The following is a 21005-nucleotide window of genomic DNA, read 5'->3' as shown; positions in this document are numbered from 1 at the left end:
CCCAATGGGACGGCTCGACGGAAAAGTCGCGCTGATCACCGGCGCCGGGAGTGGCATGGGTCGCGTGGCGACCCATGCCTTCGTCCGGGAAGGCGCCAAGGTGGTTGCCGCGGACGTCAACGACAAGGCGGTCCACGAAACCGTCGCCACCCTGCAGGGCAACGCGGTGGCGGTGATCGGGGACGTTACCCGCGATGCTGACGCTGCCGTCTTCGTCGAGACGGCGGTCGGCCACTTCGGCAAGCTCGACGTGCTCTACAACAACGCCGGCATCTTCGACGAAGCCGATGAGTCGGTGCTGACGACGACCGACGCGATCTGGGACCGGACGATGGCGATCAACGTCAAGGGCCTCGCCTTCTGCTGCAAGCACGGCATCCCCGAGTTGATCAAGGCCGGCGGCGGCTCGGTGATCAACATCGCCTCCTTCGTCGCCCTGGTCGGGTGCACCGTGCCACAGGACGCCTATACGGCCAGCAAAGGCGCGGTCATCGCGCTGACGAAATCGCTGGCGGTGCAGTTCGGGCCTCAGGGCATTCGTACCAATGCGATCTGTCCGGGACCGATCGAAACGCCGCTGATGCGCGACCTGCTGAAAGACGAGAACAAGAAACGCGTCCGGCTCAACCGGATCCCGATGGGCCGCTTCGGCCATGCCGAGGATGTCGTCTCCCTGGCCATCTACCTTGCCTCCGACGAATCCACCTGGACCAACGGCGCTGCCCTTGTCGTCGACGGCGGCATCACATCGAACTACTTCTGATGGTTACGGTGGCAAGTCCTGGCCGTTTGCTGATCGGCGGTGCCTGGCGCGCCGGGCAGGATGAGAAGACCTTCGAGGTCATCGAGCCCGCCACCTCAGAGGTGATGGCCGCGGCCGCGGTGGCCTCGCCCGCTGACGTCGACGCCGCCGTCAAGGCGGCACGCGCGGCATTCGAGCGTGGCGCTTGGAGCGAGGCGCCAGCCAGCGCCCGAGCGAAGGTGCTGTACAAGATCGCGGAGCTGATCCGGTCGGAGGTCGATCAGCTGGCGACGCTGGAGGCGCGTAATGCCGGCAAGCCGATTCGCGATGCGCGCGATGAGGTGCTGGGCGCCGCCCAGTGTTTCGAGTACTACGCCGGCGCCGCCACCCGAATCTTCGGCGAGACCATCCCGGTGACCGCGCCCGGTCTCGACTTCACGCTGCGCGAGCCGGTCGGCGTGGTCGCGCTCATCGTGCCGTGGAATTTTCCACTGACGATTGCCTCCTGGAAGGTCGCGCCGGCGCTCGCCGCGGGCAACGCCGCCATCCTGAAGCCGGCGAGCTACACACCGCTCACCGCGCTGCAACTGGGGCGCATCGCCCTTGAGGCGGGCCTGCCGGAAGGCGTGCTCAACGTTATCACCGGGCCGGGTGGCACCACCGGAAGCGCGCTGGCCGGCCACCCGGGGGTCGACAAGATCGCCTTCACCGGCGAGACGCTGACGGGCGTCAGCATTCTCCAGCAGGCAGCGCCCAACATCACGCGTGTCTCGCTCGAGCTCGGCGGGAAATCGCCGAACATCATCTTTGCGGACGCGGATCTGGAGAAAGCCGCGCCCGCCGCGGTCAACAGCGTCTTTGGGAATGCCGGCCAGGACTGCTGCGCGCGCAGCCGAGCTTTCGTGCATCGCTCGATCGCGGAGGAGTTCGACCAGCGGGTCGCGGCCGGTTCCCGGAATTTGACCGTCGGCGACCCGCTCGACGCTCGAACCGAGGTCGGGCCGCTGATCTCGATGAAGCAACGCGAACGGGTGCAGGGCTACATCCAGCTCGGCCGGCAGGAAGGCGCACGCTTGCTCGCCGGCGGATCGACGCCGGGTGGGCACCTGGCGAGTGGCAGCTTCCTCCAACCGACGGTCTTCGACCGCGCCGATAATCGGATGCGGATCGCGCAGGAGGAGATCTTCGGCCCGGTGCTGACCATCATTCCCTTCACCGATGAGGACGAGGTCCTGCGCTTGGTCAACGACACGCCCTACGGCCTTTCTGGATCGATCTGGACCCGCGACATCGGCCGCGCACTCCGGCTCGCCCGGGGCGTAAAGACCGGCGTGCTGAGCATCAACAGCAGCCGCAGCGTTCACCAGGAGGCGCCGTTCGGCGGGTACAAGCGAAGCGGCATTGGCCGCGAGCTGGGCATGCACGCGCTCCAGCTCTATACGGAAGTCAAGAACGTCTTCGTCAGTCTCGAGTAAGCAGGAGGGATTCGACATGGCGCGCACAGGCAGCCCGACGCGCGAACGATCGACCACCACCCGAGCCGACCGCACCAACGGACAGTCGCGACGTCAGGAGAAGACCGCCAAGCTCACGCTGGAGGAGCTGGTCCGCCAGACCAAGGCCGGCGAGGTCGACACCGTCATCATCGCGATTGCCGATCTCCAGGGACGGCTGATGGGGAAGCGGCTCACCGGCCCCTACTTCCTCGACCATGTCGACGAGGGACTACACGCCTGCGACTACCTGCTGGCGATGGACGTCGACAACGAGCCGCTGCCGGGCTTCAAGTTCAGCAACTGGGGCACCGGCTACGGCGATATGCACGGTCATCCCGACCTGTCGACCATCCGGCGCCTCCCCTGGCTGGAGAAGACCGCCCTGATCCTCTGCGACGTCGAGACGATGGGCGGCAAATCCGTGGACGTTGCGCCCCGCCAGATCCTTCGCCGCCAGGTCGAGCGCGCGCGCAAGCTGGGCTTCAACCCGAAGACCGGCTCCGAGCTCGAGTTCTACCTGTTCAAAGACAGCTTCGAGCAGGCCGCCGAGAAGGACTACCGCAACCTGCAGCCGTACGGCCGCTACATCGAGGACTACCACATCCTGCAGGGCACCAAGGCCGAGTGGTTCAACCGGCTCGTCCGCAACGGGATGGAAGGGGCGGCGGTCCCCGTCGAGAACAGCAAGGGGGAGTGGGGATTCGGGCAGCAGGAAATCAACCTGCGCTTCGCCGAATCACTCGAAATGGCCGACCGGCACGTCGTCTACAAGAACGGCGTCAAGGAAATCGCCGCGCTCAACGAGGTGGCGGTGACCTTCATGGCGAAGTGGACGATGGCGCAGGCTGGCAGCTCGTTCCATCTGCATTCGTCGCTGTGGGACGTCAAGAGCGATAAGGCGCTCTTTCATTCGGCGAACGGCGGGCCGCACGGGATGTCGACGCTGTTCCAGCATTACCTTGCGGGGTTGATCGCGCTGGCCCGGGATTTCTCGCTCTTCTACGCGCCGTTCGTCAACTCCTACAAGCGGTACCAGGCGAGCTCCTTCGCGCCAACCTCGATCGTCTGGAGCTACGACAACCGGACTTGCGGCTTCCGCATCATCGGTCACGGGCCCAGCCTGCGCGTGGAGTGCCGGATTCCTGGCGCCGACGCCAATCCCTACCTGGCCTTCGCGGCGACGATCGCGGCCGGGCTGCACGGCATCGAGAACAAGCTCGCGTTGCCGCCCGAGTTCCGCGGCGACGCGTACACGGCGAAGGATCTCCCCCGCGTGCCGGGCAACCTGACGGAGGCAATCGACGCGTTGGACACGAGCCAGGTTGCACGCCAGGCCTTCGGTGACGACGTGGTCGAGCACTACCTGCACTCGGCCAGACTCGAGCGGCAGACCTTCGACAGCGCCGTCACCGACTGGGAGCTGAGAAGAAACTTCGAGCGAATCTAGCCGCCGAAGTCGACGTCCTTGGTCGCGACCGTCCCGGCCTTGCGCCCGGGCGCCGTCTGGTAGGTCCAGTACAGGTTCGTGTGCGCGATGACCTGGGCCGGGGGCGGCGCCCCCCATGCCGACTGGTCCTCAGTCGTGTGGGCGTCCTTGACAAGGGTCGCGTCGTACCCCCGGACGATCGCTCCATGAAGCGTCGAGCGGATGCAGGCATCGGTCTGGGCGCCGACGACGACGAGTCGCCCGACGCCGAGGCCGGACAGCACGGTCTCGAGCGTAGTGTCCTCGAAGGAGTCGCCGAAGTTCTTCTCAACGAGCGGCTCCGCGTCGCCCGGGGTCAGCTCGGGGACGATCCGCCAGTCGTCGCTCCCCCTGGCAAGCTGCTCGTCGGAATGCTGGACCCAGACAACCGGGACCCTTTCCCGCCGCGCCTTCTCGACAAGGCTGCCGACGTTCGCGACGACCGCGTCGCGCTCGTGCGCCCCCCCGACGACGCCGTTCTGCACGTCAATGACGAGCAGTGCGGTGTTCGGCCGGTTCATGAGTGTGGTCATGGTCTCTCCCTACTCTAAGGCGTCGACGGAACCGTTGTGGCCTTGATTGGGCTCCAGGCGGTGCCGGTCCATTCCCAGGCGTTGATACGAAGGGTGTTCAGATCGCGGCTGACGTCTTCGAAGCCGAAGACTGCGCCCTCAACCGTGTCGCCATGGGCCGGCACGATTTTTACCTCGGCACTGGGCTGGCCGCTCAGTTGCGGCCCCACCCAGTCTCGACCGTCCCAGCTCCAGGTTTCGGTGTGAGCCGACCCCAGGGGGTCGCGCGCCACCGTGACCAGCAGGAGCTGCCGGGAGATCGGATCCGGGACGAGCGCCATGCTGTAGAAGGCAAAGCTGGGCTCGTGGGCCGGTCTCAACTGGCGCCAGCTGGTGCCGTCCCAGCTCCAGGTCTCTGAGCGGCACAGGAAGCCCGAGCAGTCGCCGGCAATGGCGACCACCGTTCGCGTGCCCGGTTCAGAACCGACGGCGGCCACCGGGCTTGTCGGCCCGCCGGAGACGCTTCGCTGGTGCCAGGCTGCGCCATCCCAGGTCCAGAGCTGAGTCGGAGCCCCGAAGAGAATGTCGGATTCGACGAGGACCATCTGGTGAAGCTGGTCGTCATAGGTCATGGCGCTCATGAGACTCGTGGGCGGCGCGGGCCGTCCTGTTCCGACATCTCGCCAGCTCGATCCGTTCCAGGCCCAGGTGTCGTTGAGAAGGGCCTCATTCGCGGATGCCTGTCCGCCAAACAGCAGGACCGCGTGCATCTCCGGGTCCCACGCGACCGCCGCGCCCGTCCGTCTTGGCGGCGCGGTCGCAGGATGGGCTTGCACCCACTGATGGTTTGACCAGAGCCAGGTTTGAGTGCGGAAGTTGAGCAGGACGACCTGTCGGTGGTCGGCGTCGTAGGCAAAAACCGGAAACAATCCAAAGAAGGGGGTGGTGGTCAGCGACGATGAACCAACCGGCGCCGGCTTGGCCGACGGGGCGGCGGGTCGTTCGCCGACCACGATGACCGCGAGCACCAGCGCAACGGCCAATGCACCCAGAAGGAGAGGGCGACGCCGCTGAAAGAACTCGGTAAGTGGTGGGCCCGGTTGGTCGGCGCGCAACCATTCGTCGTCGCTGGGCTGTGGCTTCGGCCGGTTCATGCGTCGCCGTTATCTTGGCATCCGCTAGGCTTTGCCGTGGTGGCAAAACAAGCCGCGATCGAGTCGCCGCCCGCGAACGTGTACGAGGCGAACGACCAGCTCACGGTGGCGATTCCCATCCCAGGTGCCCACCATGACACGACCGAGGTCATGCTCGCCGGCCGGAGGCTGATCGTCCGGGCGGAGGCGCGCTATCCGCAAGCACAGCAGCACTACCTCCAGCACGAGTGGTCGGTCGGGACGTCACATCGAGAGATCGAGTTGCCCAGGCCGGTCAGGGCGGCCGGCGCCAAGGCGATGCTCACGCACGGCATCCTGACGATCTCGCTACCGATCGGGACAGCGGAACTGTCGACCCGAACCCGCATCCCGGTCACCGAGCCACCCAGCCACCTGGGCCCGCAACACTAACCGTGCGCGCCGCCGCGGCGCGGTGGACGGTCCTCCAGCTGTTCCACCCGATTCCGTCGCTACTGACCACCCTCGCCGCAGTGGCCTTCGCCGCCATCTTCGGCATCGGCCCGCGTGATCGCCGGTTCTGGTGGATCGGTGCCATCATGCTGTTGGTCCAGTTCTCCATCAGCGCCTTGAATGAGTGGGCCGATGTCGACGTCGACCGGCGGGCGGCTCGGCAGCGACCGATCCCACTGGGTCTGATCTCGCCCGGCGTAGCGCTGGGCGTCGCGGTCGTCTGCGCGGTAGGGGCGTTCCTGCTCTGCGTACTCTCGGATCTCGGACCGTTCGCCCTGCTCCTGGTCGGGGTTGGAACCGCCTGCGGGTGGGCCTACGATCTCTGGCTCAAGGCCACCCCGCTGAGCTTTGTTCCGTTCGCCATCGCGTTCCCCCTCATGCCATTCTGGATCGGCGTCCTCGCCGGTCGTCCGCTGACGTCGCTGGTATTCCTGTTCGTCGCCGGCAGTCCGCTCGCCACCGCCATCCACCTCGCCGACGCCATTCCCGATCGTGATCGCGACCGCGGTGCGGGGCTCAAGACGTTGGCCGTGGCGCTCGGGAAGCCCGCCGCGGAAATGGCGGCCGCCGGCCTGCTGCTGCTCGGTACCCTGGTCTCGATCGTCCTGCTGATCCGCCAGGGCCATCCATCGATTGGCGCGCTTTCCCTCGTCGCCCTTGTCGGCAGCGGCGTGGTCGTCGGTCTTGGTGCTCGGGGCACCCCGTCGTCGTCATTGCTCGGCAAATGGGCGGTGATCGCGGCGGCCTCCGTGGCGGCGGCCCCGCTGGTAGTGTCGGTCAGTGAGCGGTAGCAGCGGGCACATCGACGAGACCGCCGTCGGCAGCCGCTATGGCGAGTGGTTCAGCCGTGGCCTGCGCGGGATCGGCATGCGCTACGTCTTTTCCCGGCGGGGACTGTGGGTGATCAACACCCCGTACCGGCACATCCTCGGCGCAGCGAACATCACCGCGCAGGATCGGGTGCTCGACCTCGGCTGCGGCCTGGGCAACATCCTGATCGCGCTTGCGGAGCGGATCGACTTCATCCATCCCCCCGCCGGCGTCGACGTGTCACCCGACCTGATCCGCATCGGCGAGCGAGAAATCGCACAGGCCGGGCTGGGCGACCGCATCAGCCTGCAGGTTGCGCCAGCCACTCGCCTGCCCTTTGAGGACGGCGCGTTCGATGTCGTTCTCACCTCGCACGTGCTGAAGCACCTGGATGATGAGGCGCTGCTCACCAGTTTCCGCGAGGTGGTCCGCGTCCTTCGGCCCGGAGGGCGACTGCTCCTCTGGGAGTTCGCTAAGAGCCCACGGTCGGCCCTGTTGTTCTGGAGTGCGCGACTCACCGGCCTGCCGCCGCCATTCCAGCTGCGCACCATGGCGGAGTTTTCAGGGGCGCTGACGAAGACAGGGTTCCACCGCGTGGTGCGTGTCGACACCGGATTCTTTCTGCTTCCGCCGGTGCCCCGTATTGCGCTGCTGGCCACTCGATAAGCGAGCTTTCTACTATTGAGTCGATGGCAAAGACGATGACCGCAACCATGCGTGCCGTGGCGGTGACACCCCTGCGGGCGGGCAGTGCGCGGCAAGTCGAGCTTCCGATCCCCACGGTCGCACGGGAGACGGCGGTGATGCGCGTGCTCGAGGTCGGCATCGATGGCACGGACACGGAGATCAACGGCGGTCTCTACGGTGAGGCGCCGCCGGGCTCCGATTTCCTGGTGATCGGTCACGAAGCGCTGAGCGTCGTCGAGGCGGTAGGGGAGGGGGTGTCGGGATTCACGCCCGGCGACTTGGTCGTTTCCACGGTGCGCCGCCCGGACGACTGCCCGAATTGCCGTGCGGGCGAGAGCGACATGTGCCTGTTCGGCAGATACACCGAGCGCGGGATCAAGGGTGCGCAGGGCTACATGGGGGAGTACTACGCGGAGGCGCCCGCGTTCATGGTCAAGATCCCGCCGGTCCTGCGACCGTTTGCCGTGTTGCTCGAGCCGCTCAGCATCGTGGAGAAAGCCACCTACCAGGCCTGGAAGATCCAGGAGCGGATGGTGTGGGAGCCGAAGCGCGCCGTCGTGCTAGGCGCGGGACCGATCGGCATCCTGTGCACGATCCTCCTACGCTTGCGCGGCCTCGAGGTGCACGTCTACGCCAAGTCGCCCCCCGACACCTCGCAGGGTCGTATCCTCAGAGACCTCGGTGCCAGTTACGCAAGCGTCACCGACCACCCCGTGACGGGCATCAAAGATGAGCTGGGCCAGATCGACTTCATGCTCGAAGGCACCGGCAACAGCACGGTAGCGTTCGAGGCGATGGCCCAGCTGGGGATCAACGGCGTTCTCTGCCTGACGGGCGTGTCGGGGGGCACGAGCAGTATCGCGATCCCGGCCGACGTTATCAACCTGCAGATGGTGCTCGGCAACCGGCTCACCTTTGGCTCCGTCAATGCCAACCGCCGCTACTTCGAGATGGGGGTCCAACATTTCCAGCAGGCCGAGCGCCAGTGGCCCGGCATCTTCGAGCGATTGATCACCCGCCGGGTCCCGTTCGACGATTTCATGTCCGCGCTCGACCGGCGACCAGAGGACATCAAGACCCTGCTGACGATCGCCGCCGCGTAGCCGCACTGTGGCGCTTCACCTCGATCCGCAGACCTGTCGCAACCTCGAGCTGGCCGCGCGCCGCGAGTGGTTGGTGTCGGACGGGCTCGGTGGTTACGCGTCGGGGACGGTGGCGGGGGTCAACACGCGGCGCTACCATGGGCTGCTCGTCGCATCGTTGAGTCCGCCTGTGCAGCGAATGGTGCTGATCGCCGCGCTCGAAGAGTGGCTCATCGCGCCCGATGGCGAGCGGCAGCCGCTCTCGGCTCAAGAGTATTGGGACGGAACCGTCTACCCCGATGGGTTCCGGTTCTTGGAGGGCGTCGATGTCGACGGGATGCTGCCCACGTTCCGCTGGGTGGTTGACGGGCGCATCATCGAAAAGCGCATCTGGATGGAGCATCGGCTCTCCAGGACGGTGGTGACCTACCGGTTGGTCAACGGGCCGCCGGTGTCGTTGCAGCTCCGGCCGCTCTTTGCTCACCGCGACTATCACGAGCAACGCCATGGGCAGGGCGGCTTCGAGATGGCGGAGAGCAGCGGCGGTTGGGTCGTCGACTCCGCCGGCGTTCGCAGTCACTTCGAGGTCCGGCCCTCGCCGCTGGTGCGCAGCCGTCCCGATTGGTACTGGCGTGTTTTGCATCGAGTCGAGCGCGAGCGCGGTCTGGACGACGAGGAGGACCTGTTCACGCCGGGGACGGTCGAGGTGGCGCTCGACGAGCAACAAACGGTGGTCGTTCTCGCCGGCACGGATCCCGCGCCCCGCGATTGGGACGTCGCGACCTCATGGCATGCGGCGCGGCAGCGACAGGCAGCCCTGATAGATCCGTCGACCCGTCATCCGCTCGCCGGGCAGCTGGTGATTGCCGGTGAACAGTTCCGGGTCGCGCGCGGCGTGGCCGATTCCCCTCCGCCGGCCGCGGGGGAGGGTCAGGGCGGGGGCCAGCGGACGGTGATCGCCGGCTACCACTGGTTCGCCGATTGGGGCCGCGACACCATGATCAGCCTACCGGCTCTCGCGATGCGACCCGGCACCCTGTGGGAAGCGCGCGCCGTGCTCGATACGTTCATCAGCTATCTCGACCATGGCCTGATCCCCAACCGGTTTCCCGACGGTGGCGAGGCGCCGCGGTACGACACCATCGACGCCACCCTCTGGCTCTTCCAGGCGGTGGCCGCGTACCTGCGGGCGAGCGGCGATTGGCGATTCATCGCGGATCGGCTCGACGCGCTGCAAGGGATCATCGACTGGCACGTCGCCGGAACCCGTCACAACATCGGCATGGACCACCGTGATGGATTGCTCGCCGGCGGCGAGGCGGGGTACGCGCTGACCTGGATGGACGCACGCGTGGGGGACTGGGTCGTCACGCCGCGGCGCGGGAAACCAATCGAGATCAACGCGCTCTGGTTCAACGCGCTGCGGCTGATTGCCGACTGGTGCGAGGGTGCGATGCGACCGGCGGGGCGCTATCGTCAGATGGCGGCGCAGGCGCACGAATCGGCACAGGCACGCTTCTGGTATGGCGAGGGTGGCTATTGCTATGACATCGTCGACGCGCCGGAGGGCGACGATCCGAGCTTGCGTCCCAACCAGGTGCTCGCCCTTGGCCTCGTCTATCCACTGATCGAAGGCGATCGCGCGCGCTCGGCACTCGATGTCGTGACCGCAAAGCTCTTGACGCCCTACGGCCTGCGGACGCTGAGCCCGGACGACCCCAGATATCAGGCGTCCTACCAGGGCGATCAGCGCGCGCGCGACGCCACCTATCACATGGGCATGGCGTGGCCCTGGCTGCTGGGGCCGTACCTCGATGCGCATCTGCGCCTCAACGGTGATCGGGAGTCAGTCCGGCGGCTGCTCGAGCCATTTCTCGCGCATCTGTCCGACGCCGGACTGGGTACGATCAGCGAAATCTTCGAGCCAGAGCCGCCTTACCGGCCGGTCGGTTGTATCGGGCAAGCCTGGAGCGTGGCCGAGATCCTTCGCCACGCTCTCGCCCTATCCTGAGATCGGATGAAGCTCGTCGACATCAGCGTGCCCATCCGCGATGCGATGGCCGTCTATCGCGGCAATCCTCCCGTGCGGATCCGGCCGGCCATGACCTTGCGAAAGGATGGGGTGAACCTCAGCGAGCTCTGCCTTGGATCGCACACCGGGACCCACGTCGATGCCCCCCGCCATTTCATCAAAGATGGGAAGGGGATCGACCGGCTCGACCTCGACCGCTTCATCGGTCCTGCCTGGGTGGCGGACCTTCGTCGAGTCAAGGTCGGCATCGGCGCGGCCGACCTGGCGACGGCGCGGATTCCCCGTGCCAGCCGGCGGGTCCTGTTGCGCACCAGCAACTCGCGCTGGTGGCACCCGGCTCGGGCGTTTCGGACGGAGTTCGTCTACCTCGCTCCAGACGGCGCGGACTGGTTGGTCGACCGAGGCGTGCGACTGGTCGGTATCGATTACCTCTCGATCGAAGGCTACGAGATACAGGGCGCGCCGACCCACAAGCGGCTGCTGGCCGCGGGAATCCCGATCCTCGAAGGACTGGACCTCTACAACGTGCGTCCGGGCCGCTGGCAGATGGCGGCCTTCCCACTGCGGATCATGGATGGGGACGCCGGCTTGACGCGGGCCGTCCTCTGGAACCATGCGCCGGGCACAGCCTAACCAGGCACCAAAGCTGTCACCCGTAGGGTTTAGAGCCCGCTGAGGACGGCCGGCAGACCGCCCTCAGCGCAACGAATTCTTACGGTGTCCGCGTCTAGGAGAAGCAGGCCTTGACGGGCACGCCCCTGACGACCTGGTTACTCGAGCTGTCATCGATCGAGGCGAACTGCGACGTTAGGGTCGCGGTCGCCCCGGTGATCTGGCCCTGCGATGTGGCGCTAGCGTGACTGAGATCCTGCTTCGCCACCGTTTTGAAGTCGCCGCAGGTCAACGTGCCGTCGTCACGCGTGTGGCTAACGACGCCGTTGTAGGTCCAGCTGAGGTTAAGCGTGACCGATCCCATGCTTCCGCCCCCGCCCCCGCCGCCGCCCTTGCCCGTCACGACGTTCGTCGACGAGACGGCCAGCGGCGTCCCGGGGCAGTTGGACTCGCCCTGGACTGTGGTCACGAGTGATGCGCTGGAGAGATCCTTGGCGACGGTGAAGTCGTCGTCGGCGATGATCCAGCACCCGGAGGCGTTCGTCCCGGAGGCGGTGTAGAAGTAGAAATTGAGCATCGTCCCCGTCTGCTGTACCAGTGTTTCGCCACCACGGGGTTTGAACGTGTGCAGACCACGGTCGACACTGACGTACGCGAACTCAGTGGGTTGCGGGTAGCATCCCTTTTGCGGATAACAGACCGTCGTGGTTGCCCCGACCAGGTCCGCCGTCGCCGATGTGTCCGTCGTTTTGTAGGTCCCGGGCGCCGGGGGCCAGCCGCCACCGCCCGCCACCGCCGAGCCGGCCAGTGCGATGGAAAAGAGTCCGGTGATTCCCAGTATGGGGAGCAGTCGCATGTTCATTGGTCGTGTCCTTTGTCGCGGCGCGGCCGATGTCGGCACGCCGCCACTGATGATGTAATCGCCTGTTACCGTCCGCTGCCTCGCGGGATCACCTCACCCCTTTCTGCTGGTCGATTCCCGCTGCAACAACGCTGGAAAGTGCGCCGTGGTAACGGATCAACGCAAAACAACATCAGGCGCATGACAGAATTTCCGCCGTGAGCTTCGAGTGGTTGTCGTTACCGGCGAAGTGGACGGAGTCTCAACGCCTCCGCCTGATCGCGCTTAGCTTTCTGATGCTCTTCCTCGAGCTGGCGCTGATTCGATGGATCGGATCGAACGTCCTGTACCTTTCCTATTTCTCGAACTTTATTTTGCTCGCCAGCTTCCTCGGCATCGGACTCGGATTCCTCAGAGCCAATGGCGCTCGTGATCTTTTTGGGGTTGCCCCGATCGCCCTCGCGACGCTGGTTGCTTTTGTCCGTCTCTTCCCGGTCGAAATCGATCGATCCGGTACCGATCTCATCTTCTTCGGCGCACTGGGCACACGGAGTGGGTTGCCACCGTTCGTCACCCTGCCGCTGCTGTTCCTCGGGGTCGCCGCGGTCATGGCGTTCGTCGGCGAGGGCGTGGCTCGGAGCTTTCGGCGATTCCCGCCACTCGAGGCTTATCGCTTGGACATCCTTGGCAGCCTGGCCGGCATCGTCGCCTTCTCGATCCTCGCCTTCCTCGGGGCACCTCCGGTGGTCTGGGGCGCGGTCGTCACCGCCGCGTTCCTCACGCTGATTGGCCGGCGGCGCGCCATCGGCCAGGTGGCGGCGCTGGCGGTGATGGTGATCCTGCTCGGCCTGGAATCGCTGGTCGCCACCGACAGCTGGTCGCCCTACTACAAAATCCGGCTGATCCCCCATCCCTCGGGCGCCGTCACGCTGCTGGTGAACGGAATCCCACACCAGACGATCGACTCGGCGCAACGACGGCTCGAGGCGGTTCCCATCTATGGCCTCCCATACCAGCACGCCCGGGCCAAGCCGGCCAGCGTGCTGATCGTCGGTGCCGGCACGGGCGACGACGTCGCCATCGCGCTTCGGCTCGGTGCCCGGCATGTTGACGCGGTGGAAATCGATCCAAGGATCCACACCATTGGTGCCGAGCGAAATCCGGACCACGCCTTCCAAGACCCGCGGGTCACGTCGTACGTGAACGATGGTCGGGCGTTCCTCGAGCAAACGCCGCGCCGCTACGACCTGATCCTCTTCGCCTTACCGGATTCGCTGACCCTGGTCGCCGGTCAGTCGTCGCTCCGCCTGGAGAGCTACCTCTTTACGGCGGAGGCCATGCAAGCCGCACGCGCGCACCTCACGCCAGGCGGCGCGTTCGGCGAGTACAACTATTACCGCGAGCAATGGCTCGTCGATCGGCTGGCCGGCACCCTGGAGCAGGTTTACGGCCATGCTCCGTGTGTCGATTCGACGGGGCAGCTCGGGCGGCTCGCCTTACTGATGGTGAGCTCCAACGCGACCGCGCTCCAATGCCCCACGATTTGGCGCCCAAGTGGAATAACGCCGCCGCCGGCCACCGACGACTATCCCTTTCTCTACCTCCAAAACCGGACGATTCCCGGCTTCTACCTGCTGACGCTGGCCCTCATCCTGGTGGGCGCGCTGCTACTGGTCCGGCTGGGCGCGGGACCGTTTGGACCGATGAGCCGTTACCTCGACCTGTTCTGCATGGGCGCTGCCTTCCTCCTGCTCGAGACGAAGAACGTCGTCCAATTCGCGCTGCTCTTCGGGACGACCTGGTTCGTCAACGCCCTCGTCTTCATCGGCATCCTGCTCGCCGTCTACCTCGCCATCGAGGTCGCGAGGCGAATCGACCTTGGACCCGAATGGCGTCTCTACGTGGCCCTCCTCGTCGCACTCGGCGTTGCGTGGCTCGTGCAACCGAACCTGCTCCTGTCGCTCCCGGTTGTTCCGCGCTTCGTCGTCGCCATCGCGGTCGCCTTCGCCCCCGTCTTCCTCGCCAACCTGGTATTCGCGAGACGTTTCCGCGACGTCGCGGCTTCGAACCTCGCGTTCGCGACCAACCTGCTTGGTGCGATGCTGGGAGGTGTACTGGAGTACGCGTCGCTGGTGACCGGCTATCGGGCGCTGCTGGTCGTGATCGCGTTGCTTTACGCAGGAGCGTTCATGCTTCAGCGATCGCAACGGCCCGCGATGACGGGCCCGGCGTGATTCGACGGCTCGGTTCGCAGGGTCCGGGGTTAGAGAACCGCCTCGTCGGTGGCGACCTGGTCCAGGATCTCCTGCCGAAGGTTAGCTTCGTCGCGCTCGCGGACGCTCTTGAGGTTGCGGAAGGGACGGTCGAGACCCATGCGGCCGTGGATCACCCAGGCGCCTCCCTGGGCGAAGGCCATCAGATTGACTTCATAGTTGCGGCCCTTGCCTCGCCACCCGAGCGTCCAGCGTGGCGGCCGCGTTTCGTAACTCACCCGGCCGCGGCCGCCGAGCTTCTCGTGGTTGATCGCCGCGAGTTGGGCCTGGACCGTCGCATCGAGGGCTACGAGGAGCTCGAACAGCTGCTCGCGGTAGTTGTCAACCCGGCCCTGGAGCTGGAAATCCGCTTCGGTAACCGGCATCCGGTTCATGATACGTTCTCCCCAGGATTTCCACAGATTGTGGATAAAAGTCGGCCTTGACACAAGATATTGTGGGGTCGCAGAATAGGACGGCCCCGGATGGATACCGCCGTCGACGTCCAGCTGCTCACCCACACGCCTGATCCGATCCGGGTCATGTACGTCGCCTTCCGCACCTGCTACTCGAAGTTCACGCCGCAGCAGATCTGGGCCGACATCGAGTCCGGGAAGATCTCGGAGGAGAAGATGAAGGCGTTCATCTTCGACAAGCTGAAGAGTGGACACTCCTCGCCGCGCACTCAGGTCTATTTCACGTTCGCCGTCAGCGGCCTGTCGCGCGCCGCCAGCCACCAGCTGGTGCGGCACAACAACGGCATCACCTTCGACCAGCAATCGCAGCGCTACTACGCCTTCAAAGAAGCGGACTTTCCGTACGTCGTGCCAGAAACCTGGGAGCAGGCCGGCTTACGTGACGAGTACGTTGCCTTCATGCGTCGCGTCGGCGAGCTCTATGACCAAGCGCTCAAGGCGGGCGTTCCAGCAGAGGACGCCCGTTTTCTCCTTCCCAACGCCGCCTCCACGAACCTCACCTTCACCGTGAACTACGAGGAGTTCCTGCACGTCGCCGACCTACGTCTCTGCTGGCGGGCGCAATGGGAGATCCGGCATATGTGGGCCAAGGCCCGCAATGCGCTGAAGGCAAGCTTTCCGGAACTGGCGAAGCCGGTGCAACCCAAATGCGGCGACCAGCGGATGGGCTACTGCGACGAGCCGCTGGCCGAGTACCTGAAGTGCCCGCTGGGTGCCCGCCGCATCCGGTTACACAAGGACGAAATCGTCGCCGCCGCGAAAACCGGCCACACGCTGGAGTCGACGCCGCTGACGGAAGAGGATCTCGCCTTGCTGACGCCCAAGCCTGAGTTCGAGAAGGTTCTCGCCGGAACAAATTAGTAACTGCGCTTGACATTCTGATAATCTCCGGTTTATAGTCTTGCCATGAGTAAGGCTGACCGGCGAGAAATCTTGAGCCGGGTCGCCGCCGGGACGATTAGCCCGGAAGAAGCCGCCTCGCAACTCGACGCCGCCAGCAAGGACCAGGAGGATACTGAGCCAGCCATCCGCCGCGTGCGGGTGATCAAGCGGCTGGGCGCGGCCGAGGTCATCGGCGATCCGAACGTCCGCGATGCCGTCGCGGAAGGGCAGCACCGGGTGCACATCGAAGGCGACGTCATGATCATCGAGGGCGAGGTCGCCCACGAACCGGGCACCTTTATCACCCGGTCCTGGCTAGGGTTCCCCGAACATTCAAGCGGCGATCGGCTGGTCGTCAGGGTCAACCCCGCGCTCGCACTCGACCTCCAGGTGCAGGCCGGCAGCCTCCGGGTCAACGGGGTGGAAGGGCCGATTCGCGCGGATGTCCAGGCTAGCTCGGCGACGATTGACGGCTTCAGAAAGCCTCTCGACCTGACGGTCCAGGCGGGCTCTATCCGGGCGAACGGACGGCTCGACGACGGCGAATCGCGAATCGCCTGCGATGCGGGTTCAATCAGCCTCCATTTGGAGCGTGGCAGCAGTGTGCGGATCAAAGCCCAGGCGCACATCGGCAAAGTCGTGCTCCCCGGCGTCGCGGGGGCCAGCGGGGCTCAGGATGTCACAGTCGGCGGCGGCGCGGCTTCGCTCTTCATCAAGACCAGCATGGGTTCGGTCAAGGTGACCGCCGACGAGTGACCGACGAGCTTCGAACAGCGCCACGCGACTGCCCCGTGTGCGGCAGCAAGCTGGCACTGACGCGCCTCAGCTGTCGCTCGTGCGCCACCGAGCTGTCGGGCAGCTTTGAAACCTGCGAGTTTTGCTCACTCGGCCGAGACGATCGCGATGTGTTGCGCGTCTTCCTCGCCTCGCGCGGAAACATGAAGGATCTCGAGCGGCACCTCGGCGTCAGCTATCCGACGGCCCGTGCCCGCTTCGACGCGTTGCTGAACAAGCTTGGCCTGGGCGAGAAGGCGGCACCCGATTCACGCCTTCAGATGCTGGAGCAACTCGCGCGCGGTGAGATCGATGTCGAGGAAGCCGATCGGCGGCTCCCCTGAGGAGAAGGCAAGATGTACAACTTCGACGCCATGCGCCAGCAGACCCTCGACCGTCAGCAAGAGCTCCTGACCGAGGCCGCGCGGCATCGCTTGCTGTCGACTGACACCGGAGAGCGGGGAACCGTTCACACGCCCACGCGGCCCGTACGAGTCGCTCTTGCCGACTGGATGCGCCACATGGCTGATCGGCTGGAGCCGGCGGCTGACCGGTCCCAGGCTCGCTCAGCGATCCGCTGAAGCGTTACGATTTCTGCGTGCGGCCCCCATCGGCGACGACGACGCCCGCGGGGTGGCGGCTGAGCCGCAGCCGATGAACGAATATTGCTCCAGCTGCGGGTCGAAGACGGAGACCCGACTTGTGGCGAAGCTGTACCTGAGTGTCTGCCCGCAGTGCGATCGGATTTTCTTCCGCAACCCCAAAGTGGTGGTGTCCGCGTTGATCGAGGACGGCGGCCGTGTCCTCCTCATCCTCCGTGACATCGAGCCGGGCCGCGGCCTCTGGGGAATGCCGGGCGGGTATGTCGACTGGGACGAGCATCCGGAGGCCGCGCTGATCCGGGAATGCATGGAAGAGGTCAAGGTGCGCATCGAGCCGCTGGAGCTGCTCGAGGTGCAGCACATCCTGATGGATGACCAAGGCATCGTGCTCCTTCCGTATCGCGCCCGGCTGATCGCCGGAAATCCTGCCGCCGGCGATGAGGTGCAGCAGGTCGGATGGTTCCGCCCGGACGCGCTGCCGCCGCTGGCGTTCGCCAGCCACCGCAAGGTCTTGCAGCGCTGGACGAAGGAAGTGCTGGCCCGAGGCGCCGCCTAGGCATCACCATCGCGCGCAAGAGCATCGTCACCAAGACCGGGGATGGGGGAGAGACCGGCCTTCTCTACGGTGGCCGGGTCGCCAAGACGGATCCGCGCACCGAGGCTTATGGCGCCGTCGATGAGGCGATCTCAACGCTGGGCGCGGCGCGTGCCCTCGTCAAGGACCGCGGAAGGCATGCCATCATCCTGCGGATCCAGAGCGAACTCTTCACGGTGGGCGCCGAACTCGCAACCGACCCTGCCGAGTACGACAAGTTGGAGCAGCATTTCATGGTGGTCACGACGGATTTCACCAGCCGCGTCGAGCGCGAGATCGTCGACCTGGAGCGCCGTGTTCCATTGCCGGATGCGTTCGTCATCCCCGGTGGGACAGCCGCAGCCGCTGCCCTGGACGTGGCGCGCGCCGTGCTGCGCCGCGCCGAGCGCCGCATCGTCGGCCTGCAGCAGGGCGGTCAGCTGCGCAATCCGGAAGTGCTTCGCTACACGAACCGGCTCTCGGACCTGCTCTTCATGCTGGCCCGGGCCGAGGAGGGGACAGCCGTTAAACCGCTGACGGGACGACGAGTGGTCCGCACGCCCGCAGCGCCAGCGCGCACTCATCCAGCACCCAGGCGTCGGTCTCGCGCCTGATCGCCCGTTCCAGGTGAGCCCGGGCCGCGGCGCCACCGAGCCGGCCGAGCGCCCACGCCGCATGGCCGCGGACGAGCGGCTCCGCGTCGCCGAGCGCGGTCGCCAGCGCGGGGACCGAGCTGCGATCCGCGATGTTGCCCAGCGCGATAGACACGTTGCGAAGCAGTCCAGACCGTCGGGTTCGCCACACCGCGCTGTTGCGAAAGCGGACGCGGAAGCTTTCCTCGTCGAGCGTTAACAGTTCTTCAAGCCGCGGCCGAGCATCGATCAGCGGGCCGAAGGCCTCGAACGCCCGGGCATCTGGCGCGGCTGCCCGCGGACTCACGTTGACCGGGCAGATCTCCTGGCAGAGGTCGCAGCCGAAGATCCAGTCGCCGATCAGCGGCCGAATGTCGATGGGGATGACGCCGCGGTGCTCGATAGTCCAGAAGGAGATGCAGCGCCGGTTGTCGAGCACACCAGGTTCGATCAGTGCACCCGTGGGGCAGATCCGCATGCAGGCATCGCAGCTGCCGCAGGTCTTCTTCAACGGCTGGTCGGGCTCGAGCTCTGCCGAGGTGACGATCTCCGCCAGCAACACGTTGGAACCCACACCGGGAATCAGCAGGTTGGTGTTCTTTCCGAGCCAGCCCACGCCGGCTCGAGCCGCCGCCGCACGGTCCAGCATCCAGCCATGGTCGACGTAGGTCTTGGCGACGTGGCCGCGCTCACGCAGCATCGCCAACAGCGGCTGCATTCGCTCGAGCAGGACCTCGTGGTAGTCGCGACCCAGCGCATACGCGGCGATCCGTCCGCGTGGGCCACCGCCCCCACCCGGACGCCTCAAACGCTCGCTTCGCACTGAAGCGCGGCTCGCGTGGGCCGGCGGGCCCGGCCCTCCCGCGGAGGTGGAGGGGTAGGGAAAAGCCAGGGCGATCACACTGCGAGCCGCGGGGGTGGCCCGGCGCGGGTCGGCGCTGGCATGAGCCCGGGCCTCGCTCCACCAGGACAGGCCGTCCATCAGGCCCTGTTGGGTCCGGTTGGTGGCGGCGGCTTCGGCCTCGAAAAACCGCTCCGCCCGGGTCACGCCAACGGCGCAGAAGCCGAGCGCCCGGGCCTTGTGCTTTAGCTCGCTCGTCAGGGACATTTGACCCTAGCTTAGGTGCGGTTGCGGGAGTAGGATTAGGTGCAATGCAGGGGAGTGCAGTCTGGCGGGAGCTTCAGCTCCTCATGAGCCTGAACCTGCCGGAATCTGCCTACTACCTCTGGCAAGGCACCGCCACCTGCTGCCACTGCGATGACCAGCGCCTGGTGATCGGCGCCCCCACCGAACAGTCAGCCCGCCAGCTCGTTCAGGCCTACTTGCCGGTGGTGCGCCGCACGCTGCAGGCCATCCCGGATGCGCCCAAGCGCGTCTCGGTCGTCGTGACGACCGGCCCGCTGGCGCACGCCTGATTGCCCAGTAAACCAGAGCGGCGCCGCCTCAAGGCGGAGATCCTCGGCGACGTCCAGGGGGTGGGCTTTCGCTACTTTGCTCAGTCACACGCCCGCCGGCTCGGCCTCGAGGGGTACGTTCGCAACCGCTACGATGGCGCGGTGGAGGTGGAGGCCGAGGGCGACGCGTCCTCGCTTGAACGGTTGCTCGATGCGCTCCGCAGGGGACCGCGACAAGCGAGAGTGCAGGACGTGCGCGTCAGCTGGTTGCCCTTTCGCGGGGACCTCGGTCCCTTCGGCGTGAGAGGATGAGCGAAATGAAATTCGCGCATCGCATGTCGGAGATCGGCACCGAGACCGCGTTCGAGGTGCTGGCCAAGGCGCGCAAGCTGGAAGCGCAGGGCCGCAGCATCGTTCACCTCGAGATCGGGGAGCCTGATTTCCCAACACCGCCCAACATCGTCGAGGCCGCCGAGCGCGCCCTGCGCGACGGCTTCACGCACTACACGCCCGCGGGCGGCCTGATGCCGGCCCGCCAGGCAGTTGCCGATTGGATTCGCCGCACCTACGAGGTCGAGGTCAAGCCGGAGCAGGTGGTGATGGTGCCCGGCTCGAAGAACGTCCTTCTCTTCACCATGCTGGCGCTGGTCGACCAAGGTGATGAGGTCATCGTTCCCGATCCCGGCTACGCCATCTATTCCTCGGCCGCCACGCTTGCCGGCGCTGCCCCGGTCGGTATTCCTCTGCGAGAGCGCAACGACTTCCGGCTCGACATTGAGGAGCTCAAATCGAAGATCACCCCACGAACGAAGTTGCTAGTCATCAACTCGCCGCAGAACCCCACCGGCGGCGTGCTGTCCACCCACGATCTCGAGCAGATCGCGGAACTCGCGATGCGGCATGACTTCTACGTTCTGACCGACGAGGTCTACGGCCAGATCACCTACGACGGTCATCACGCCTCGATCATGACGGTGCCAGGCATGCTCGAGCGCACGATCTACTCGGACGGATTGAGCAAGGCCTACGCGATGTGCGGTTGGCGGCTCGGGTTCGCGGTGGCACCGCTGCCGCTGGCGCAGAAGTTCGAGACGCTGATGATCAATAGCAGCTCGTGCGCCGCTGCGTTTACCCAGATGGCGGCGATCGAGGCGCTCTCCCCTCGATCGGATGCCGCGGTGCAGGCCATGGTCGGCGAGTTCAAGAGGCGGCGTGACCGGGTGGTCGATCGCCTCAATGCCTTGCCAGGAGTCAGCTGCCACAAGCCGCTGGGAGCCTTTTATGTGTTTCCGAACATCACGAAAACCGGTCAGGACGAACGCGTGCTGGCCGACCGGATGTTGAACGAGGGCGGGGTCGCTCTGCTCGCCGGGAGCACGTTCGGCGAGATGGGGAAGGGCTATCTGCGCCTCTCCTACGCGAACGCGATCGATCAGATCGAGGAGGGCGTCAAGCGGATGAAGGGAGTCCTGGAAAAGACCGCAGCTCGCGCCTAGTCGGGACAGTGGACTCCA

At 66.0% G+C, this 21005-nt stretch carries 24 protein-coding genes; 19 read left to right on the top strand and 5 right to left on the bottom strand.

Going from position 1 to position 21005, the window contains the following annotated elements:
• Positions 1-4: 4 nt before the first annotated feature.
• Genes VHK65_15285 through VHK65_15275 form a run of 3 tightly spaced genes read left to right on the top strand, consistent with a single transcriptional unit; the run spans position 5 to position 3685 of the window.
• Positions 5-763 carry a glucose 1-dehydrogenase gene (locus VHK65_15285; GenBank protein ID HVS07510.1) on the top strand — a complete coding sequence of 253 codons (759 nt, stop codon included), beginning with the start codon at positions 5-7 and terminating at the stop codon, positions 761-763.
• Positions 764-771: 8 nt separating this feature from the next.
• Entirely contained in the window at positions 772-2217 is a 1446-nt protein-coding gene (locus tag VHK65_15280) for an aldehyde dehydrogenase family protein (protein HVS07509.1), read from the top strand.
• A 16-nt stretch (positions 2218-2233) separates the two neighbouring features.
• On the top strand, positions 2234-3685 hold the full coding sequence (locus tag VHK65_15275) for a glutamine synthetase family protein (GenBank protein ID HVS07508.1): 1452 nt from the start codon (positions 2234-2236) through the stop codon (positions 3683-3685).
• On the opposite strand, the gene VHK65_15270 is transcribed toward VHK65_15275, so the two are convergent.
• Together VHK65_15270 and VHK65_15265 are read right to left on the bottom strand one after the other, a co-directional pair.
• Positions 3682-4236, bottom strand: coding sequence for an isochorismatase family protein (locus VHK65_15270; protein ID HVS07507.1), 555 nt, complete (start codon positions 4234-4236; stop codon positions 3682-3684). The two genes, VHK65_15275 and VHK65_15270, sit on opposite strands and share 4 nt — an antisense overlap.
• 14 nt (positions 4237-4250) lie before the next feature.
• Positions 4251-5369, bottom strand: a complete 1119-nt coding sequence (locus VHK65_15265; GenBank protein ID HVS07506.1) for a hypothetical protein — start codon at positions 5367-5369, stop codon at positions 4251-4253.
• Between the two features lie 39 nt (positions 5370-5408).
• On the opposite strand from VHK65_15265, the gene VHK65_15260 reads away from it, so the two are divergent.
• The 6 genes from VHK65_15260 to VHK65_15235 are packed head-to-tail and all read left to right on the top strand — an operon-like array spanning position 5409 to position 11084.
• The gene (locus VHK65_15260) at positions 5409-5780 is read left to right on the top strand and encodes an Hsp20/alpha crystallin family protein (protein ID HVS07505.1); all 372 of its coding nucleotides are present in this window, start codon (positions 5409-5411) and stop codon (positions 5778-5780) included.
• Positions 5781-5782: 2 nt separating this feature from the next.
• Positions 5783-6631, top strand: a complete 849-nt coding sequence (locus VHK65_15255; GenBank protein ID HVS07504.1) for a UbiA family prenyltransferase — start codon at positions 5783-5785, stop codon at positions 6629-6631.
• The gene (locus tag VHK65_15250; protein ID HVS07503.1) at positions 6621-7316 is read left to right on the top strand and encodes a class I SAM-dependent methyltransferase; all 696 of its coding nucleotides are present in this window, start codon (positions 6621-6623) and stop codon (positions 7314-7316) included. Before VHK65_15255 ends, VHK65_15250 begins: the two co-directional genes overlap by 11 nt.
• Positions 7317-7339: 23 nt before the next feature.
• Positions 7340-8440 (top strand): glucose 1-dehydrogenase, encoded by a 1101-nt coding sequence (locus VHK65_15245; GenBank protein HVS07502.1) that lies wholly within the window; start codon positions 7340-7342, stop codon positions 8438-8440.
• A 7-nt stretch (positions 8441-8447) separates the two neighbouring features.
• Positions 8448-10430: an amylo-alpha-1,6-glucosidase gene (locus VHK65_15240; GenBank protein HVS07501.1), complete on the top strand. Its 1983-nt coding sequence runs from the start codon at positions 8448-8450 to the stop codon at positions 10428-10430.
• Positions 10431-10436: 6 nt separating this feature from the next.
• Positions 10437-11084 (top strand): cyclase family protein, encoded by a 648-nt coding sequence (locus tag VHK65_15235; protein HVS07500.1) that lies wholly within the window; start codon positions 10437-10439, stop codon positions 11082-11084.
• A gap of 94 nt (positions 11085-11178) precedes the next feature.
• Here the strand turns inward: VHK65_15235 and VHK65_15230 are convergent, their stop codons facing one another.
• A complete protein-coding gene (locus VHK65_15230; GenBank protein HVS07499.1) occupies positions 11179-11925 on the bottom strand; it encodes a hypothetical protein in 747 nt (248 codons plus the stop codon).
• 197 nt (positions 11926-12122) lie between these two features.
• Between VHK65_15230 and VHK65_15225 the strand changes: the two genes are divergently transcribed.
• Positions 12123-14138 carry a spermidine synthase gene (locus VHK65_15225; GenBank protein HVS07498.1) on the top strand — a complete coding sequence of 672 codons (2016 nt, stop codon included), beginning with the start codon at positions 12123-12125 and terminating at the stop codon, positions 14136-14138.
• Between the two features lie 29 nt (positions 14139-14167).
• On the opposite strand, the gene VHK65_15220 is transcribed toward VHK65_15225, so the two are convergent.
• Positions 14168-14542 (bottom strand): hypothetical protein, encoded by a 375-nt coding sequence (locus VHK65_15220; GenBank protein ID HVS07497.1) that lies wholly within the window; start codon positions 14540-14542, stop codon positions 14168-14170.
• A 99-nt stretch (positions 14543-14641) separates the two neighbouring features.
• On the opposite strand from VHK65_15220, the gene thyX reads away from it, so the two are divergent.
• From thyX to VHK65_15190, 6 genes are all read left to right on the top strand, one after another.
• The gene (gene thyX, locus VHK65_15215) at positions 14642-15493 is read left to right on the top strand and encodes an FAD-dependent thymidylate synthase (protein HVS07496.1); all 852 of its coding nucleotides are present in this window, start codon (positions 14642-14644) and stop codon (positions 15491-15493) included.
• A 45-nt stretch (positions 15494-15538) separates the two neighbouring features.
• Complete coding sequence (locus tag VHK65_15210) at positions 15539-16270, top strand: hypothetical protein (protein ID HVS07495.1); 732 nt, start codon at positions 15539-15541, stop codon at positions 16268-16270.
• Positions 16271-16305: 35 nt separating this feature from the next.
• Positions 16306-16632, top strand: a complete 327-nt coding sequence (locus tag VHK65_15205) for a DUF2089 domain-containing protein (GenBank protein ID HVS07494.1) — start codon at positions 16306-16308, stop codon at positions 16630-16632.
• A gap of 12 nt (positions 16633-16644) precedes the next feature.
• Entirely contained in the window at positions 16645-16869 is a 225-nt protein-coding gene (locus VHK65_15200; GenBank protein HVS07493.1) for a hypothetical protein, read from the top strand.
• Between the two features lie 73 nt (positions 16870-16942).
• Entirely contained in the window at positions 16943-17446 is a 504-nt protein-coding gene (locus VHK65_15195) for an NUDIX domain-containing protein (GenBank protein HVS07492.1), read from the top strand.
• Positions 17347-18078 carry a cob(I)yrinic acid a,c-diamide adenosyltransferase gene (locus tag VHK65_15190; protein HVS07491.1) on the top strand — a complete coding sequence of 244 codons (732 nt, stop codon included), beginning with the start codon at positions 17347-17349 and terminating at the stop codon, positions 18076-18078. Before VHK65_15195 ends, VHK65_15190 begins: the two co-directional genes overlap by 100 nt.
• On the opposite strand, the gene queG is transcribed toward VHK65_15190, so the two are convergent.
• On the bottom strand, positions 17990-19204 hold the full coding sequence (queG, locus tag VHK65_15185) for a tRNA epoxyqueuosine(34) reductase QueG (protein HVS07490.1): 1215 nt from the start codon (positions 19202-19204) through the stop codon (positions 17990-17992). The two genes, VHK65_15190 and queG, sit on opposite strands and share 89 nt — an antisense overlap.
• A gap of 44 nt (positions 19205-19248) precedes the next feature.
• Between queG and VHK65_15180 the strand changes: the two genes are divergently transcribed.
• From VHK65_15180 to VHK65_15170, 3 genes are read left to right on the top strand one after another with little or no spacing between them, the layout of a single operon-like run.
• Entirely contained in the window at positions 19249-19512 is a 264-nt protein-coding gene (locus VHK65_15180; protein HVS07489.1) for a hypothetical protein, read from the top strand.
• Positions 19513-19803 carry an acylphosphatase gene (locus VHK65_15175; protein ID HVS07488.1) on the top strand — a complete coding sequence of 97 codons (291 nt, stop codon included), beginning with the start codon at positions 19513-19515 and terminating at the stop codon, positions 19801-19803.
• A gap of 5 nt (positions 19804-19808) precedes the next feature.
• Positions 19809-20987, top strand: a complete 1179-nt coding sequence (locus VHK65_15170) for a pyridoxal phosphate-dependent aminotransferase (GenBank protein HVS07487.1) — start codon at positions 19809-19811, stop codon at positions 20985-20987.
• Positions 20988-21005: the final 18 nt, after the last annotated feature.

This window comes from Candidatus Dormiibacterota bacterium (assembly GCA_035544955.1).
Taxonomy (GTDB): Bacteria; Chloroflexota; Dormibacteria; order CF-121; family CF-121; genus CF-13.
Note: the sequence above shows the minus strand (reverse complement) of the source record. Positions and strands in the feature narration are given on the sequence as shown.